Origin of the sequence: Methylobacterium sp. 4-46 (genome assembly GCF_000019365.1) — a bacterium.
GTDB lineage: Bacteria > Pseudomonadota > Alphaproteobacteria > Rhizobiales > Beijerinckiaceae > Methylobacterium.
The window spans coordinates 2,200,410-2,217,562 of sequence record NC_010511.1 but is presented as its reverse complement, the minus strand read 5'-3'; the positions used below and the strand labels follow the sequence as shown (position 1 = coordinate 2,217,562).

General features: G+C 74.6%; 12 protein-coding genes. 2 read left to right on the top strand and 10 right to left on the bottom strand.

What is annotated here, in order from left to right; all coding sequences use genetic code 11:
- Nucleotides 1–2 precede the first annotated feature (2 nt).
- From M446_RS09375 to M446_RS09330, 10 genes are all read right to left on the bottom strand, one after another.
- Nucleotides 3–467 (bottom strand): MarR family winged helix-turn-helix transcriptional regulator, encoded by a 465-nt coding sequence (locus M446_RS09375; protein ID WP_012331859.1) that lies wholly within the window; start codon nucleotides 465–467, stop codon nucleotides 3–5.
- Nucleotides 464–1,981 (bottom strand): hypothetical protein, encoded by a 1,518-nt coding sequence (locus M446_RS09370; protein WP_012331858.1) that lies wholly within the window; start codon nucleotides 1,979–1,981, stop codon nucleotides 464–466. Before M446_RS09370 ends, M446_RS09375 begins: the two co-directional genes overlap by 4 nt.
- 58 nt (nucleotides 1,982–2,039) lie before the next feature.
- Complete coding sequence (locus M446_RS09365) at nucleotides 2,040–4,778, bottom strand: molybdopterin-dependent oxidoreductase (RefSeq protein ID WP_012331857.1); 2,739 nt, start codon at nucleotides 4,776–4,778, stop codon at nucleotides 2,040–2,042.
- Nucleotides 4,778–5,623: an FAD binding domain-containing protein gene (locus M446_RS09360; protein WP_012331856.1), complete on the bottom strand. Its 846-nt coding sequence runs from the start codon at nucleotides 5,621–5,623 to the stop codon at nucleotides 4,778–4,780. Before M446_RS09360 ends, M446_RS09365 begins: the two co-directional genes overlap by 1 nt.
- Before the next feature lie 61 nt (nucleotides 5,624–5,684).
- Complete coding sequence (locus tag M446_RS09355; protein ID WP_012331855.1) at nucleotides 5,685–7,373, bottom strand: hydantoinase B/oxoprolinase family protein; 1,689 nt, start codon at nucleotides 7,371–7,373, stop codon at nucleotides 5,685–5,687.
- A complete protein-coding gene (locus tag M446_RS09350; RefSeq protein WP_012331854.1) occupies nucleotides 7,370–9,451 on the bottom strand; it encodes a hydantoinase/oxoprolinase family protein in 2,082 nt (693 codons plus the stop codon). The genes M446_RS09355 and M446_RS09350 overlap by 4 nt, the downstream gene beginning before the upstream one ends.
- 91 nt (nucleotides 9,452–9,542) lie before the next feature.
- Nucleotides 9,543–10,253, bottom strand: a complete 711-nt coding sequence (locus M446_RS09345) for an ABC transporter ATP-binding protein (RefSeq protein ID WP_012331853.1) — start codon at nucleotides 10,251–10,253, stop codon at nucleotides 9,543–9,545.
- Nucleotides 10,253–11,032 carry an ABC transporter ATP-binding protein gene (locus tag M446_RS09340; RefSeq protein ID WP_012331852.1) on the bottom strand — a complete coding sequence of 260 codons (780 nt, stop codon included), beginning with the start codon at nucleotides 11,030–11,032 and terminating at the stop codon, nucleotides 10,253–10,255. The genes M446_RS09345 and M446_RS09340 overlap by 1 nt, the downstream gene beginning before the upstream one ends.
- Nucleotides 11,029–12,909 (bottom strand): ABC transporter permease, encoded by a 1,881-nt coding sequence (locus M446_RS09335; RefSeq protein WP_012331851.1) that lies wholly within the window; start codon nucleotides 12,907–12,909, stop codon nucleotides 11,029–11,031. The genes M446_RS09340 and M446_RS09335 overlap by 4 nt, the downstream gene beginning before the upstream one ends.
- A gap of 61 nt (nucleotides 12,910–12,970) precedes the next feature.
- The gene (locus M446_RS09330; protein WP_012331850.1) at nucleotides 12,971–14,191 is read right to left on the bottom strand and encodes an ABC transporter substrate-binding protein; all 1,221 of its coding nucleotides are present in this window, start codon (nucleotides 14,189–14,191) and stop codon (nucleotides 12,971–12,973) included.
- A gap of 326 nt (nucleotides 14,192–14,517) precedes the next feature.
- Between M446_RS09330 and glpD the strand changes: the two genes are divergently transcribed.
- The gene (gene glpD / locus M446_RS09325) at nucleotides 14,518–16,047 is read left to right on the top strand and encodes a glycerol-3-phosphate dehydrogenase (protein ID WP_012331849.1); all 1,530 of its coding nucleotides are present in this window, start codon (nucleotides 14,518–14,520) and stop codon (nucleotides 16,045–16,047) included.
- An 11-nt stretch (nucleotides 16,048–16,058) separates the two neighbouring features.
- Nucleotides 16,059–17,147: an ABC transporter ATP-binding protein gene (locus M446_RS09320; protein WP_012331848.1), complete on the top strand. Its 1,089-nt coding sequence runs from the start codon at nucleotides 16,059–16,061 to the stop codon at nucleotides 17,145–17,147.
- Nucleotides 17,148–17,153: the final 6 nt, after the last annotated feature.

The following is a 17,153-nucleotide window of genomic DNA, read 5'->3' as shown; positions in this document are numbered from 1 at the left end:
GCTCAGCCGAGCTTGGCGAGGAGGCGGGTGAGATCCTTCGCCTCCGCCTGGGTCAGGGGATCGAGGGTGCGGGCCGTGACCTCGGCGCCCCGGTTCTTCATGGCCTCGACCACGCCGCGCCCCTCCGCCGTCAGGGCGAGGCGCACGAGGCGGGCATCGTCCGGGTCGGGGGAGGGCCGCAGGAGGCCGCGGGCGGCGAGCCGGCGGGCCACCCCGTTCATCGTCGCCGGATCGATGCCGACCTGCCGCCCGAGCTGGTTCTGCGAGGTCGGCCCGAGGTCGTGGAGCTTCGCCAGGGCGGCGAACTGCACCGGCGTCACGTCGAAGTCGCGCATCACGCTCTCGAAGATCGCCGAGGCGCGCTGGTGCGCCCGGCGGATCAGGTAGCCGATCTGCTCCTCGAGCCGGTAGATCCGCACCGCCTCCGGGTCGACGCGCAGCCCCTCGCGGCGCCGGGGCTCGCTCACGGCCCCCCTCCCTTCGCGGCGGGGCGGGCGGGCCAGGGATTGTCCGGCCGCCACGCCTCGTGGCGGGCGCCCGGCCCCACCTCCCGCAGGAGGTCCGCCATGGCGACGACCTCGCCCAGGTGGCCGCCGAGATCGGCGTAGAGGGCGCGCGGCAGGGTGAACTCGATCGGGGCGACGAGCGCGGGCGTCGGCACGGCGCCGAAGGCGTTGCCGGGCAGGCGCGTGACGTCCGCCATCACGGTGATGCCCCCGCCCGGCCAGACCGTGACCGGCGCGCCGCCCATGGTCACGCGGGTCTCGCCCGAGGCGACCGAGCGGGTGAGGCGCACCGGGTTCTCGGTCACCCCCGCCCGCAGGGACCCGCCCGCGCCGGCCACGAACAGCACCGTGCAGAGGGAGGGCTCGCAATTCTCGCCGATGCGCGCGACCACCGCGCGGATCGCCGGCGGCATCTCGGCCGGGACCGGGGTGAGGCGCTCGTCGAGGACGAGCCAGAGGGCGTGCTCGCCGGTGGTCGAGGTCATCAGCAGCCGCAGGCCCGGCCAGGCCACGGCCGGATCGATCGCCTGGATGATGGCGAGTGGGTCGGCGATGTCGGTGCCGCCCCAGCCGGTGCCGGGATTCGCCACCTGGAAGTAGCGCCCCGGCGTCGAGCGCCGGCCCCGCACGCGGATCCCCGCGGGGCGCATGCCCAGCACCTTGCCGGCCTGATGCTCGGTCAGGACCCCGGTGATGTGGTCGTCCACGACGATGACCTCGTCGGCGTGGCCGAGCCACTGGCGGGCGAAGATGCCGACCGTGGCCGAGCCGCAGCCGACCCGCATGCGGCGCTCCGGCACGCCGTCGACGATCGGCGCGCGGCCGGCCTGGACCACGACCGCGTGGCCCCCGTCGATGGCGAGCGTCGCCGGCGCGCCGGAGCAGAGGGCGAGCAGCGTCTCGCAGGTGACCTGCCCCTCCTTCTTGGAGCCGCCGGTCAGGTGGCGCACGCCCCCGATCGAGAGCATCTGCGAGCCGTACTCGGCGGTGGTGACGTGGCCGACCTCCTCGGCGCCGGCCCGGACCGCGGCGCGCTCGGGCCCGAGATGGCGGTCGGTGTCGATCTTCACCTTCACGCCGCAATAGCTGAAGATGCCCTCGGTCACGACCGTGACGGTCTCGACGCCCTCGTGCTCGCTCGCGACGATGAAGGGGGCGGGCTTGTAGTCCGGATAGGTCGTGCCCGCGCCGATCCCGGTCACGAAGGTTCGGGCCGGATCGGCCCCGTGCCCGTCCCAGGCGGCGGCCCCGAACGGCACCAGCCGGCCGCCCGCCTCGACGGTGTCGTGCAGGAGCACGACCGGGTCGGTGCGCACGAGCCGCCCGTCGCGGTTGGCGTAGCGCGCGCAGGCGCCGGCGCGCCCGGGCCGGATCCGGCACAGCACCGGGCAGGCATCGCAGCGCACGATGCCGTCGCCCTCGGCGGCGCCGAACTTGTTCGCGCGGGCGTCCGGGGAGAGGGGATCGGCGCTCATGGCCGGCTCCGGGCGCGGTGCGGCCGGGGTCCGGACGGCGCGGGCGCGCCTGCGAGTCTCATTCCGCCGCCTCCCTCCGGTTGAGCGCCGCGTGCAGCCGGTGCGGCAGCACCGGCACCCGGGTGAGCCGCGCCCCGGTGGCGTGGCGGATGGCCGACAGGATCGCGGGCGCGGTCGCCACCAGGGCCGGCTCGCCGACACCCTTGGCGCCGTAGGGGCCTTCCGGGTCGGGATCCTCGATGATCCGCACCGCGATCTCCGGCACGTCGCCGACGGTCGGGATCAGGTAGTCGTGCAGGTTCTCGGTGCGGCCGGGGATGAACTCCTCCATCAGGGCGAGGCCGAGGCCCTGCGCGATGCCGCCGTGGATCTGGCCCTCGACCAGGGTCGGGTTGATCGCCCGCCCGACATCGTGCGCGGCGATGATCCGGCTCACCCGCACGGTGGCCAGCACCGTGTCGACCGCGACCTCCGCGAGCTGCGCGGCGAAGCCGTAGGTGGCGTAGGGGATGCCCTGGCCCTCGGCGTCGAGCGCCGTGGTCGGCGGGTCGTACCAGCCCTCGCCGGCCAGCACCGCGCCGGTGGCGTCGGGGGTCAGGCGCGCGAGGTCGATGCGGCGGCTCGCCGGCCCGTCCGCGATGGTGAGCCAGGCCCCGTCGAGGGAGAGCCGCGCCGCCGGCCCCGCATTGGCGAGCGCCAGGATGCGCCGCCGCAGATCCTCCCCGGCGCGCCGCGCCGCGTTGCCCGACACGAAGGTCTGGCGGGAGGCCGAGGTCTTCCCCGCGTCGTAGGTCAGGTCCGTGTCGCCGACCACTTGGCGGAAGCGGTCCGGCGGCAGCCCGAGCGCGTCGGCGGCGATCTGGAGCAGCACCGTGGAGGAGCCCTGCCCGATATCGACGGCGCCGTTGAGGAGGGTGAGCGCGCCGTCCGGCCCGAGCGCGATGCGCATCCGCGACGGATTCGACATCGAGGTGTTGCCGCAGCCGTACCACATGCAGGCGAGCCCGACCCCGCGCCGGATCCGGCCGCCCCCGGCATTGGCGGCCTCGGCCTCGGCGACGAGCCGGAAGAAATCGTCGCGCAGGGCATCGAGGCATTGCGGCAGGCCGGCCGAGGCGTGCAGCACCTGCCCGGACGCCGTCGCGTCGCCGTGGTCGAGGGCGTTGCGGCGCCGGATGGTCCAGCGGTCGATCCCGAGATCCCGGGCGAGGTCGTCGATCAGCGTCTCGGCCGCGATCGTGGCCTGGGGCACGCCGAAGCCCCGGAAGGCGCCGGCCGGGGTGTCGTTGGTGTAGACGGCCCGGGTGCGGTTGCGGACATGCGCCACCCGGTAGGGGCCGGGCGCGTGGACCGGCACCCGGTTGGCGACCGTCGGCCCCCAGGAGGCGTAGGCGCCGGTGTTGAAATCGGCGTCGAGCTCGAAGGCGGTGAAGCGCCCCCGCGCATCCGCCGAGAGCCGGGCGCGGATCGTCGCCGGATGGCGCTTGGTGGTCGCGGCCATGCTCTCGGTGCGCGTGAAGACCATCCGCACCGGGCGCCCGGTCAGCCAGGCCGCGACCGCCAGGATCGGCTGCAGCGAGACGTCGAGCTTGCCGCCGAAGCCGCCGCCGCAGGCGGTGGGCACGATCCGCACCGCGGCCGCGGGCAGGCCGAGGACGCGGGCGACGTCCTCCTGGTCCATCACCGGGGCCTGGGTGCAGGCGGTCACCTCGATGCGCTCGCCGACCCGGCGCGCGAAGCCGGCCTCGGGCTCCAGGTAGGCGTGCTCGACGAAGGCGGTCTCGAAGCTGCCCGAGGCGGTGGCGGCGGCCTCGGCGTGGCCGGCCTCGACGTCGCCGCGGGTCAGCCTGCCGTGGGTGAGCACGTTGTCGGGGACGCAAGCGTGCAGGGACGGGGCGCCGGGGGCGAGCGCCGCCGCGGTGCCGGAGAGGGCCGGGAGCAGCGCGTAGGCGATCGGAAGGTCGGAATCGGGGAAGCCCTCGACGGCCTCGCGGCTGCCGACCAGCGCCGCGACCGGATCGCCGCGCATCCGCACGAGGCCGTCCGCCAGGACCGGCTGGTCCTTGATGTGGGGGAAGACCCCGAAGGAATTCTCGCCCGGGATGTCGCGGGCGGTGAGGATGCGGGCGAGGCCCGGATGCCGGGCGAGGACGGGGGCGAGCTCCCCGAGGGTGAAGCGGGCGGCGGCGTGCGGCGCGCGCACGAGGCGCAGCCAGAGCGCGCCCTCGGGCTGGTGGTCGGCGCCGAACAGGTCGGTGCCCTCGACCTTCGGCCGGCCGTCGACGCGCGCCATCCGGGTTCCGACCGCGGCGCCGGGTTCCGGCGCGGGCGCGGCGGCGCCGCCGCCGCGGGCCACGTCCATGATCGCCTCGACGATCGCCGCGTAGCCGGTGCAGCGGCAGAGCACGCCGCCGATCGCGTCCTCGATCGCGCGCCGGTCCGGCCGCGGCTGGCGCCGCAGGCCGTCCGCGGCCGCGAGGATCATGGCCGGGGTGCAGATCCCGCATTGCGCCGCCCCGCGGGCCAGGAAGGCCTCGCGCAGCCGGTCGATCCAGCCCTCGGGGTCGCGGCCCTCGATGGTGGTCACGGCGCGGCCCTCGGCCTGGGCGATCGGCACCAGGCAGGCGCAGACCTGCTCGCCGTCGAGGAGCACCGTGCAGGTGCCGCAATCGCCGGCCTCGCAGCCGATCTTGGTGCCGGTGAGGTGCAGGCGCTCGCGCAGCGTGTCGGCGAGGGTCGCCAGGGGCGGCGCCTCGACGACGTGGGAGACGCCGTTGACGAGGAGCGTGACGCGCATCAGGCAGCCCTCCGGTCGGTCTCGATCAGGGCGGAGAGGCCGTCCGCCACCAGGGCACGGGCGGCGGCGCGCCGGTAGGCGGCGCTCGCCCGCACGTCGTCGATCGGCGCGAGATCCGCGAGGTGATGGGCGGCGACGAGGCCGGGCGCCGCCGCCAGGGGCACCCCGCGCAGATCGGCCTCGAGGGCGGTGAGGCGGCGCGCCACCGGCCCGCAGGCGCCGACCGCGATCCGGGCCTCCCGGACGCGCCCGTCCGGCCCGGTCTCGACCGCGAGGGCCGCCATGGCGATGGAGATCACGAGGTAGCGCCGCGCCCCGAGCTTCTCGAAATGGCCGCGCCCGGCGCGCTTCGGGATGCGGATCGCCGTGACGAGGTCCTGCGGCCCGACCGCATTGGTCCGGTAGCCGGTGAAGAAATCCCGCGCCGGGACGTCCCGGCCGGAGACCTCGAAGACCGCGTCGAGGGCGAGCAGGTTCGGGATGCCGTCCCCCGCCGGCGAGGCCGTGCAGGCATTGCCGACGAGGGTGCCCCGGTTCTGGATCTGCACCCCTCCGACCGCCCGGCCCGCCCGCTTGAGCCCGTCGAGGAGGGGCGGCAGGTCGGCGCGGATCAGGTCGGTCCAGGTCGCGAGCGCCCCGATGCGCCAGTGGCCGCCCTCCTCGGCGATGCCGCGCAGTTCGGGGATGGCGGAGATGTCGAGGATGTCGGGCTGCGCGGGGTCGCCCCAGGCCCGCCGGGAGGCGGCGGCCGGGTAGAGGTCGGTGCCGCCGGCCAGAACCGTGACGGCCTGCGCGCGGCGGATCGCCAGGGCCTCCGCGAGGGTGGTGGGGCGGAAGTAGCGCATCAGGCGGCCTCCGCGGCCGGCGGGCGGGAGACCGGAATGCCGCGCATCGGAGATCCCGCCCTCATTCCCGCCTCCCCCACAGCGCCTCGGCCTCCTCGGCCGTGTAGTAGCCGCGCCGCACGTCCCGCGCGATCAGGGCCGGATCGCGCTCCCGCGGATCGCCGTAGCCCCCTCCCCCGGGGGTCATGATCTCGACCCGGTCGCCGGCCCGGATGGCGATGTTCTGGTCCTTCGACAGGTGGGCCGGCGTGAAGGTCTCCCCGTCGCGGTGGATGCGCACCACGTTCGGCGCCCCGTCGCCGCCGCCGCGCACCCCGGGCGGGCCGAAGCGGCCGTGATCCATCACGAAGGAGGCCCGCGCCTCCCCGCGCAGCAATTCGACCTCGTAATGCACGCCGAAGCCGCCCCTGTGCGCGCCGGCCCCGCCCGAGCCCTCCCGCAGCGCGAAGCGGCGGAACAGCACCGGGTAATACTGCTCCATCACCTCGACGGGCGCGGTCTTCGAGATGCCGATGGTCGAGCAGCCGTTCGACAGCCCGTCATGCGCGGCATTGCCGCCGTAGCCGCCGCCGGTGATCTGGTACATGACGTAGGGGGATTGCTTCTGCGGGTCGAAGCCGCCGAGGGCGAAATTGCCCGAGGTGCCGGCCGGCGCCGCCGTCACCCGGTCGGGGATCGCCTGGACCAGGGCCAGGAACACGGCTTCCGCGATGCGCTGGCTCACCTCCGCGGCGCAGCCCGAGACCGGGCGCGGGTAGCGGGCATCCAGGAAGGTCCCCTCGGGCCGGCGGATCACCAGGGGCTCGAAGGTGCCGGCATTGATCGGCACGTCCGGGAAGACGTGCTTCACCGCGAGGTAGACCGACGAGACGGTGGTCGCCAGGACCGAGTTCATCGGCCCCCGGCACGGCGGCGAGGAGCCGGAGAAGTCGAAGTGCAGGGTGTCGTCCCGCTTGGTCAGCGTGAGGGCGATGCGCAAAGGCGCGTCCACCACCCCGTCCGAATCGACGAAGGCCTCGCTGGCGTAGGTGCCGTCCGGGATGCGGCGGATCTCGGCCCGCATCCGCTCGGCCGAGCGGATGCGGATCTCGCGGATCGCCGCGTCGAGGGTGGCGCGGCCGACCTTCTCCAGGAGCTCCCGCAGCCGGGCCTCGCCGACCGCGAGGGACGCGGCCTGGGCCCGGATGTCGCCGATCCGCTGGTCCGCGACGCGGATGTTCGAGGTGATGATGGAGAAGATCTCCGGATCCATCGCGCCGCGCTTGAACAGCTTGACCGGGGGCAGGCGCAGCCCCTCCTGCTCGACCTCGGTGGCGTGGGCCGAGAAGCCGCCCGGCACCATGCCGCCGATATCCGGCCAGTGGCCGGTATTCTGGAGCCAGCAGAACAGCTCGCCCTCGACGAAGACCGGGCGCACGAAGCGCACGTCCATCAGGTGCGTGCCGCCCAGGTAGGGGTCGTTGACGATGTAGACGTCGCCGGGCTCCGGGGCGCCGGCCCGGCCCTCGCGGATCAGCCGGATCAGCTCGCCGGTCGAGTGCTGCATCGTGCCGACGAAGACCGGCAGCCCGTACTCGCCCTGGGCGATGAGCGCGCCGGTGTCGCGGTCGTAGATGCCGTCCGAGCGGTCGTCGGCCTCCGCGATCACCGGCGAGAAGGCCGAGCGCGAGAAGGCGATGTCCATCTCGTTGCAGACCTGCTGCAATCCCGCCTGGATCACCGCCAGGGTGAGGGGGTCGAGGGCGCTCATGCGCGGATCCTCAGGTTGCCGATGGCGTCGACGGTCGCGTGCGCGCCGGGCTCGATCACCGTGGTGGCGTCGACCTGCTGGATGACGGCCGGACCGGCGATGCGCGCGCCCTCGGGCAGGCGCTCGCGGGCGTAGATGGCGGCCTCGTGCCAGCGCCCCTCGGCGTGGAGGGGCCGGGTCCCGAGCCGGGCCCCCGCGAGGTCGGTGCGCGCGGCGGGATCGAGCAGGCTCCCGAGCGGGAAGGCGCGGCGGCGGCCGATCACCGAGGTGACGAGGTTGACGAGGACGGCGCGGATCTCCGGCAGCCGGACCTGGAAGCGCCGGAAATAGGCGGCCTCGAACAGCTCCTGCAGCGCCGCGCGGCCGAGGTCGGGCCGCGGCAGCGCGACCCGGATCAGGTGGGTCTGGCCGCGGAACTGCATGTCGGCGCCGTAGGTCACCGTGACCGCCTCGATCTCGGCCCGCTCGGCCTCGATCAGCGCGCGCGCCTGCGCCTCCTGCGCGGCCAGCACGGCGCGGACCTCGTCCATGGCGAGGCCGTCGAGGGGGCGGTTGAGGGTGTTGACCCGGTCCTGGCGCAGGTCCGCCACCAGGCAGCCGAGGGCGTTGGTGAGGCCGGGGCGGGCCGGCACCAGCACCTCCGGGATGCCGAGTTCGCGCGCCAGCGCCACCGCGTGGAGCGGCCCGGCCCCCCCGAAGGCGAAGAGCACGAAGTCGCGCGGGTCGTAGCCGCGGGCGAGGGAGACCATCCGGATCGCCCCCGCCATGTGGACGTTGCCGAGCCGGATCACCGCCGCGGCCGCCTCCTCGACGGAGAGGCCGAGGGGGCGGGCGAGGTCGCGCGCGAAGGCGTCGCGGATCGCCCCGAGGGGAACGCGCTCCCGCACGGCGGTGAGCCCCTCGGGGTCGAGGCGGCCGAGCACGAGGTTGGCGTCCGTCACCGTGGGCCGCGCGCCGCCGCGCCCGTAGCCGACCGGGCCGGGCTCGGAGCCGGCGCTCTCGGGGCCGACCTGCAGCATCCCGGCCCGGTTCACCGCGGCGATCGAGCCGCCGCCGGCCCCGACCGTGTGCACGTCCACCATCGGCAGGTGGATGGGCAGGCCGTAGGCGAGGGTCAGTTCCGCCGAGACTTCCGGCACGCCGCCGGCGATCAGGGCGACGTCGGTCGAGGTGCCGCCCATGTCGTACGTGACGGCGTTCGACAGGCCCGCCTGCGCGAGCGTCGCGGCGGCGGCCATCACGCCGGAGGCCGGGCCCGACATCACGGTCTTGGCGGCCGCCTCGACCACCCGGGCGGCCGGCACCGTGCCGCCGTTGCCGTTCATCACGAGGAGGTCGCGGGCGAAGCCCCCCGCCCCGAGTTCGTCCTGCAGGCGGCGCAGGTAGCGGTCGAGGATCGGCTGCACGGCGGCGTTGACCGCCGCGGTGGTGCCGCGCTCGTACTCGCGGAACTCCGACAGGAGCGCGTGGCCGAGGGTGACGTAGGGGTTGGGCCACAGCGCCCGGGCGATCTCGCCCGCCCGCCGCTCGTGGGCCGGGTTGGCGTAGGCGTGCAGGAAGTGGATGACGAGGGCCTCGCAGCCCTCGGCCAGGAGCGCCCGCACGGCCGCCTCCACGGCCGCCTCGTCGAGGGGGATGTGCACCTGCCCGTCCGCCCGCATGCGCTCGGGCACCTCGCGGCGCAGCTCGCGGGGGATCAGCGGCTCGAAGGTGCCGAACAGACCGTAGGGCTTCGGCCGGGTGCGGCGGCCGAGTTCGAGCACGTCCCGGAACCCCGCCGTGGTGACGAGCCCGACCCGGGCGGTCTTGCGCTCCAGCACCGCGTTGGTGGTGGCGGTGGTGCCGTGGATGACGAGGTCGAGGGCGGCGGGCGCGGTCCCGGCCGCCGCGATCGCGGCGAGCACGCCCTCGGCCTGGTTGCGCGCCGTGGTCGGCACCTTGGCGAGCCGCACCCGCAGGGTCCCGTCCGGCCCGGTCTCGGTGAGGAGGAGGTCCGTGAAGGTGCCCCCGACATCGATGCCGGCGACGCGCCTCATCGGGCGGCTCCGCCCGCGCGGCCCCGTCGGCCCGTCGCGCATCCCGTTCCCGTTCCGTGACCGGCCATCCCGCAACCCCGATCGTTCGTCTACGAACGGTCCCGCCGCGCGGTCCCGCCCCGCCTTCCCCGCCTCACACCGTCAGGTACGCGTCCCGCACCGCCTCGTTCGCCTCCAGCTCGGCCATCGCGCCCTCGAAGCGGACCGCGCCCTTCTCGATCACGAAGGCCCGGTCGCAGACCGCCGCCGCGAAGGTCAGGTTCTGCTCGGAGAGCAGCACCGCCAGCCCCTCCCGCTTCATGCGCAGCACCGCCTCGGCCATCTGCTCGACGATGACCGGCGCCAGCCCCTCGGAGGGCTCGTCGAGGAGGACCGCGTGCGGGTTGCCCATCAGGGTGCGGGCGATGGTGAGCATCTGCTGCTCGCCCCCCGACATGGCCGAGGCCCGGCGGCGGCGCATCTCGGCGAGGTTGGGGAAGATCGCGAACAGGCGCTCCAGGGTCCAGGGCGCCCGCCCGTCGGTCGGGCCCTTGCGGCCGACCTCCAGGTTCTCCTCGACCGAGAGATCCGTGAAGATGCGCCGCTCCTCCGGCACGTAGCCGAGGCCGAGGCGGGCGATGCGGAAGGGCTCCCAGCCGGTCACGGCGCGGCCCTCGAAGGCGACGCGGCCTGCCGTCGGCACCAGGAGCCCCATGATCGCCTTGAGGGTCGTGGATTTCCCGGCCCCGTTGCGCCCCATCAGCGCCGCCACCTCGCCGCGGCGCAGGCTGAGCGTCACGCCGAACAGCACCTCTGCCTGCCCGTAGGCGGCGCGAAGCCCGGTCACGTCGAGGAGCGCCTCCATCAGGCCACCTCCCGGCGGGCGCGCAGGGCCGCGGCACTCCCCGCCTCGCCGAGATAGACCTGGCGCACCCGGGCGTCGGCCCGCACCGCCTCGGGCGGCCCGGCGGCGATGATCTCGCCGCGCACCAGGACCAGCACCCGATCGGCATGGCCGAACACCGCCTCCATGTCGTGCTCGGTGTAGAGCACCCCGATGCCCTGGCCGCGGGCGAGGCGGGCGGTGAGGGCCATCAGGCCGCCGCGCTCGCGCGGCGCCATGCCGGCGGTGGGCTCGTCCATCAGCAGGAGCTTCGGCCGCGCGGCCAGCGCCACCGCGAGCTCCACCCGCTTCACGTCGCCGTAGGCGAGTTCGGCCACCGGCCGGTCGGCCTCCGCCCCGAGCCCGACCTCGCCGAGGAGAGCGAGCGCGTCGTCCCGGTACAGGCGGCGCGCGTCGGCGAAGAGCGCCCGGCTGCGGCCGCGATGCGCGACGAGCGCCATCTGGACGTTCTCGGCGACGCTCATCGACACGAAGGTCTGGGCGACCTGGAAGGTGCGCCCGACCCCGGCCCGCCCGATCGCCCGGGCCGGCAGGCCGGTGACGTCCCGCCCCGCCAGGGTCACGCGGCCGGAATTGGGCCTCAGCTGCCCGCCCACCATGTTGAAGGTGGTGGATTTGCCCGCCCCGTTCGGGCCGATGATCGCCAGCATCTCGCCCGCCGCCAGCGTGAAGGACACGTCCCGGGCGGCGGCGACCCCGCCGAAGGACTTGGTCAGGCGGTCGACGGCGAGCAGGGTCACGCGCGCGCCTCCGCGGGGACGGGCCGGCGGCGCCGGCGCAGGAGGTCGGCCGCCCCGGCGAGGCCGTGCGGCAGGGCCAGCACGGTGGCGATGATGGCGAGGCCGAGCAGCAGGCGCCAATAGGCCGCGAGCGGCATCACCGCGTCCTTGAGCGCGTGGAAGAAGCCCGCCCCGACCAGGGGACCCATCAGGGTGCGGATGCCGCCGACCAGCACCATGACCAGGAAGTCGATCGAGGTCGGGATCGCCGCGAGGGTCGGGTCGATCGAGCCCTTCTGGAAGGCGTAGAGCCCCCCGGCGAGGCCGGCCGCGCCGCCCGCCAGGGTGAAGGCGAGCCAGCGATGCGTGCGGGTGTCGAGCCCGATCGCCTCGGCGCGGGTGGCGGAATCGCGGGCGGCCCGCAGGCCGTAGCCGAAGGGCGCGAAGACGATCCGGCGCAGCGCCGCGATGCACGCGAGGGTCGCGGCCGCCACGAGGTAGAAGTAGGTGGTGCGGCCGGCGGCCCAGGCGGAGGGCCAGACGCCGACGAGGCCGTTGTCGCCCCCCGTCACCTCCACCCACTGGAAGCCGATCGCGTAGACGATCTGCGCGAAGGCCAGGGTCAGCATGGCGAGGTAGATCCCCGACAGCCGGACGATGAAGAAGCCGAACAGGGCGGCCCCGAGCGCGCCCGCGAGCGGCGCGGCGAGGAGCGCGAGCTCCATCGGCGCCCGCAGCGGCCCGGTGACGAGGAGCCCGGCCGCGTAGGCGCCGAGGCCGAAATAGGCGGCGTGGCCGAAGGAGACGAGGCCGCCGACGCCGACCAGGAATTGCAGCGAGAAGGCGGCGAGCGCGAAGACCAGGATCTCGGTCGCGACCTTGACGAGGTAGGCGTCGCCGACGAGCGGGACCGCCAGCAGGGCCGCGACCGCGAGCCCGGTCAGCGCCGCCTCGGCGGGGCGGAAGGGCCGCAGGTGCAGGATGCCCTCGGGCAAGCGGCCCGACGCGGCGATCTCGGGCCGGCCGAGCAGGCCCCAGGGCTTGACCACCAGCACCACTGCCATCAGGGCGAAGACGAGGACCAGGGTGGCCTTGGGCAGGAGCAGGATGCCGAAGGCCTGCAATTCGCCGATCAGCAGGGCAGCGAGGAAGGCGCCCGGCACCGAGCCCATGCCGCCGATCACCGTGACCACGAAGGCGTCGGTGATCACCGCGAGGTCCATGTGGCCGTTGGCCGGCACGCGGGGGATCTGCAGCGCGCCGCCGAGCCCGGCCAGAGCCGCGCCGAGGAACAGCGTGAGGGTGAAGAGCCGCGCCTGGTTGACGCCGAGCGCCCCGACCATGTCGCGGTCCTGGGTGGCGGCGCGGATCAGGATGCCGAAGCGGGTGCGGTGCATCAGGAGCCAGAGCAGCCCGAGCAGGGCCGGCCCGATCCCGATCAGCACGAGGTCGTAGGCCGGGAAGCGCTGGCCCAGGATCTCGACGCCGTGGCGCAGGGAGGGCGCCCGCGGCCCGGCGAGGTCGACCGGCCCCCAGATCGCCAGCACCAGATCCTCGACGATCAGCACCACGCCGAAGGTGGCGAGGAGCTGGAACAGTTCGGGCACCCGGTAGAGGCGGCGCAGCAGCAGCACCTCCACCGCGACGCCGATCAGCCCGACGAGGAGGGCCGCGAGCAGCACGCCGAGGAAGAAGGAGGCGGGCGTGTAGCTCAGGTCGAGGAGGCGCGGGACGAGCGAGACCGCCAGGTAGGCCCCGAGCATCGTGAAGGAGCCGTGCGCGAAGTTCACGATGCGGGTGACGCCGAAGACCAGGGTCAGGCCCGAGGCGATCACGAACAGCGACGCGGCGCTGGCGAGGCCGGACAGGGCTTGCAGGACGAGGAAGGAAGGGTCCATGCGCTCGCGTCGCTCATCGTGTCCCCTCCTCCCGGCCGGGAGGGGGGTCCGGCATCCCGGGTCAGGCCTTGCGGGCCGCCCTCACCTCCGCCTCGGGAAACAGGTAATCCGCCCCGTCCGCGTAGCGGACATTGCGCATCGTGCCCTTGCGCCCGTCGAGGGCCGTCTCGCCGATCCAGGCGCCGAGCGTCGATTGGTGGTCGAGGGCGCGCATCGTGACCTTCCCGGCGATGGTCTCGGAGGTCAGCCCCTCGAGGGCGGCGATCAGCGCCTCCGTGTCGGTGGACTTCGCCGTCTCCAGGAGGTCGCGGATCATGTGGACCACGACGTAGCCGAGGAGCGAGCCGAGCCGCGGCGTGTCGGAGAACCGGGCCCGGTAGGCGGCCACGAATTCCCGGTGGCCGGGGGTGGCGATGGTCTCCCACGGATAGCCCGTGGTGATCCAGCCCTCCGGCGTCTCGTCGCCGAGCGGGATCATGTATTCGGGCTCGCCGGTGAGCAGGCTCGCCACGGTCCGCTTCTCGAACAGGCCGCGGGTGTTGCCCTCGCGCACGAAGGCCGTGAGGTCGGCCGCGAACAGCACGTTGAACAGCCCGTCCGCCCTCGTCTGCGCCAGGGCCCCGACCGTCGCGCCGGCGTCGATCTTGCCCAGGGCCGGATATTGCTCGCCCACGACCTCGAAGCCCGGCACCGCCGCGCCCATCAGCCGCTTGAAATTCGCCGCGGCCGATTGGCCGTACTCGTAGTTCGGGGCGACGATCGCCCAGCGCTTGACGCCCCGCCCCTTCACGGCCTCGACGAGCATCTTCGTCTGCATGTAGGTGCTGGGCCGGACCCGGAAGGTGTAGCGGTTGCCCCCGCCCATCGTCAGCGCGTCGGTGAGGGGCTCGGTGGCCAGGAACATCACCTTGCGCTGGTTGGCGAAATCCGCCACCGCGAGGCCCACGTTCGACAGGAAGGTGCCGCACAGGAAGGCGACGTTCTCGCGGGTGAGGAGCTCCTCGGCCACCCGCACGGCGTCGCCCGGCGTGGAGCCGTCGTCCCGGAAGACCATCTCGATCGGGCGTCCGCCGAGGGCCTTGATGCCGCCGGCCCGGTTGATCGCGTCCTGCGCGAGCAGCATCGCGTTCCGGTAGGGACCCGCGAAGGCCGCCATGCGCCCGTAGGAATTGAGCTCGCCGATGCGGATCGGGCCCTCGGCGGCCCGCGCGGCCCGCAGCCCGAACGGGGCCGCGGCGAGCCCGCCGACCACGGCGCGGCGAGAGAGCGGGGGCAGGCTCATGACACGAATCTCCGGCATCGACGGGTGTCGACACGACTATCGGGCGCGTCGCCGAATGTCTGCAAGTCGTTCGTGTACGAACGATACGATGCTCCGGGGCGAGCGCAAGAGGTGGGGCTGCGGAAATGTCGGGCGGGCCGTGATGCGGGAATGGGCAGGGCGGGACGCCGCGCCTCCGGGCCCCGGCCGGCCCGCCCATCCGAAACCAATCGCCTTTCGCATCCCGCCGCTTGTCTTCGCTTTCGGGCTCACCTAGGTTCGTTTCGCGCGAGAAGCGAAAGGGCCCGCGAGCCCGAATCTGGCGGGCCTGAATCTGGGAGGCGTCCTTGAGCCTGCGGCCCGAGCAGCCCGGCCTCTACGACCTCGCCGTGATCGGCGGCGGCATCAACGGCACCGGCATCGCCCGCGACGCGGCCGGACGGGGCGCGTCGGTCGTGCTGTTCGAGCAGGGCGACCTCGCCGGCGGCACCTCCTCGGCCTCCACCAAGCTGATCCACGGCGGCCTCCGCTACCTGGAGCACCGCGAGTTCCGCCTCGTGCGCGAGGCGCTGATGGAGCGCGAGGTGCTGTGGGCCAGCGCCCCCCACATCGTCTGGCCGCTGCGCTTCGTCCTGCCCCACCTGCCCGGCCTGCGGCCGGCCTGGCTCTTGCGCCTCGGCCTGTTCCTCTACGACCATCTCGGCGGCCGCAGGCTGCTGCCGGGCACGCGCAGCCTCGACCTCGCCCGCGACGAGGCCGGCGCGCCCCTCAAGGCGGGGTTCCGGCGGGCCTTCGAGTACTCGGATTGCTGGGTCGAGGATGCGCGCCTCGTCGTGCTCAACGCCCGCGACGCGGCCGCCCGCGGGGCCGAGATCCGCACCCGCACCCGGGTCGTGGCGGCCGCGCGCGGGCCCGCGCACTGGGAGCTGACCGTCGAGGCCGGGGGACGGCGCGAGACCGTGCGGGCCCGCATCCTCGTCAACGCCGCCGGGCCCTGGGTGTCCGAGGTGCTCACCGGCGTGGTGCGGGCGAACGCGGCGGCGGGGGTGCGCCTCGTCCAGGGCAGCCACATCGTGGTGCGCCGGCTCTTCCGGCACGACCGCGCCTACATCTTCCAGAACCCGGACGGGCGCATCGTCTTCGCGATCCCCTACGAGCGCGACTTCACCCTGATCGGCACCACCGATCGCGACTACCGGGGCGACCCCGCCGCGGTCGCGGCGAGCGAGGAGGAGATCGCCTACCTGTGCGCCGCCGCGAGCGAGTACTTTCGCGAGGCGATCCGGCCGCAGGACGTGGTCTGGACCTATTCGGGCGTGCGCCCGCTCTACGACGACGGCGCCGGCAAGGCCCAGGAGGCGACGCGGGACTACGTGCTGACCCTCGACGCGGGCGGGGACCGCGCGCCCCTGCTCTCGGTCTTCGGCGGCAAGATCACGACCTACCGGCGCCTCGCCGAGGCGGCCCTGGAGCAGCTGCGCGACCACCTCGGCGCCGCCCGCGCGCCCGCCTGGACGGCGCGGGCGCGGCTGCCCGGGGGCGACTTCCCGGCGACCGGCTACGCGGCCCTGGCGGCGGCGATCCGGCGCGAGTACCCCTTCCTGGACCCGGCCCACGCCGCCCGGCTGGTGCGGGCCTACGGCACCGAGGCGCGCGAGATCCTGCAGGGCGCCAGCGGCCCGGCCGATCTCGGCCGGGTCTTCGGGGCCGACCTGACCGAGCGCGAGGTGCGTTACCTGATGCGGCGGGAATGGGCGGTCGGCGCCGAGGACGTGCTGTGGCGGCGCTCGAAGCTCGGGCTGCGGCTCAGCCCGGCCGAGGCGGCGGCGCTCGACGGGTTCATGCGCGGGGACGCGGCCGCGTCCTCGGCGGCCTGAGGGAGGGCGCCATGGGCCTCGTGCTGGAGGGCGTGACGAAGCGGATCGGGGCGCGGACCCACCTCCACCCGGTCGACCTGTCGCTCGCCGCGGGCTCGCTCACCGTGCTGCTCGGCCAGACGCTGGCGGGCAAGACCTCGCTGATGCGCCTGATGGCGGGGCTCGACGTCCCGAGCGAGGGCCGCGTGCGCACGGGGGGCCGGGACGTCACCGGCTGGCCGGTGCGGCGGCGCAACGTGGCGATGGTCTACCAGCAATTCATCAATTACCCGTCCCTGACCGTGTTCGAGAACATCGCCTCGCCGCTGCGGGTGGCGCGGCTGCCGCGGGCGGAGATCGAGACCCGGGTGCGCGAGGCGGCGCGGCTGCTGCGGCTCGACCCCTACCTGCAGCGGCGGCCCCTGGAACTGTCGGGCGGCCAGCAGCAGCGCACCGCCATCGCCCGGGCGCTGGTCAAGCGGGCCGACCTCGTGCTGATGGACGAGCCGCTGGCCAATCTCGACTACAAGCTGCGCGAGGAATTGCGGGAGGAGCTGCCGCGCATCTTCGCGGCGACGGGGGCGATCTTCGTCTACGCGACGACCGAGCCGGCCGAGGCCCTGCTGCTCGGCGGCCACACCGCGACGCTGCACCAGGGCCGGGTGACGCAGTTCGGCCCGACGGCCGAGGTCTATCGCCGGCCGGACGACCTCGTCACCGCGCGGGTCTTCTCCGACCCGCCCCTCAACACGCTCGCCGGGACCAAGACAGGCGGGCGCGTCGCCCTCGCGACGGGCGGGCAGGCCCGCGCCGCCGGCCCCCTCGCGGCGGTGCCGGACGGACCCTACACGCTCGCCATCCGCGCCCATCACCTCTCCCTCGACCCGCTCGGGCCGGAGGCGATCACGGTCCCGGCCAGCGTCGAGGTGGCGGAGATCACCGGCTCCGAGAGCTTCGTCCACGTGGCGGCGGGGGAGCACCGCTTCGTCGTGCAGCGGCCCGGCGTGCGCCGGCTCGAGCCCGGCACGGCGGTGAGCGTCCACCTCGACCCGCACCACCTGCTGCTGTTCGACGAGGCCGGGCGGCGGGCCGCGGCGACGCCCGCCCAGGCGGCGGCCTGACGGGGC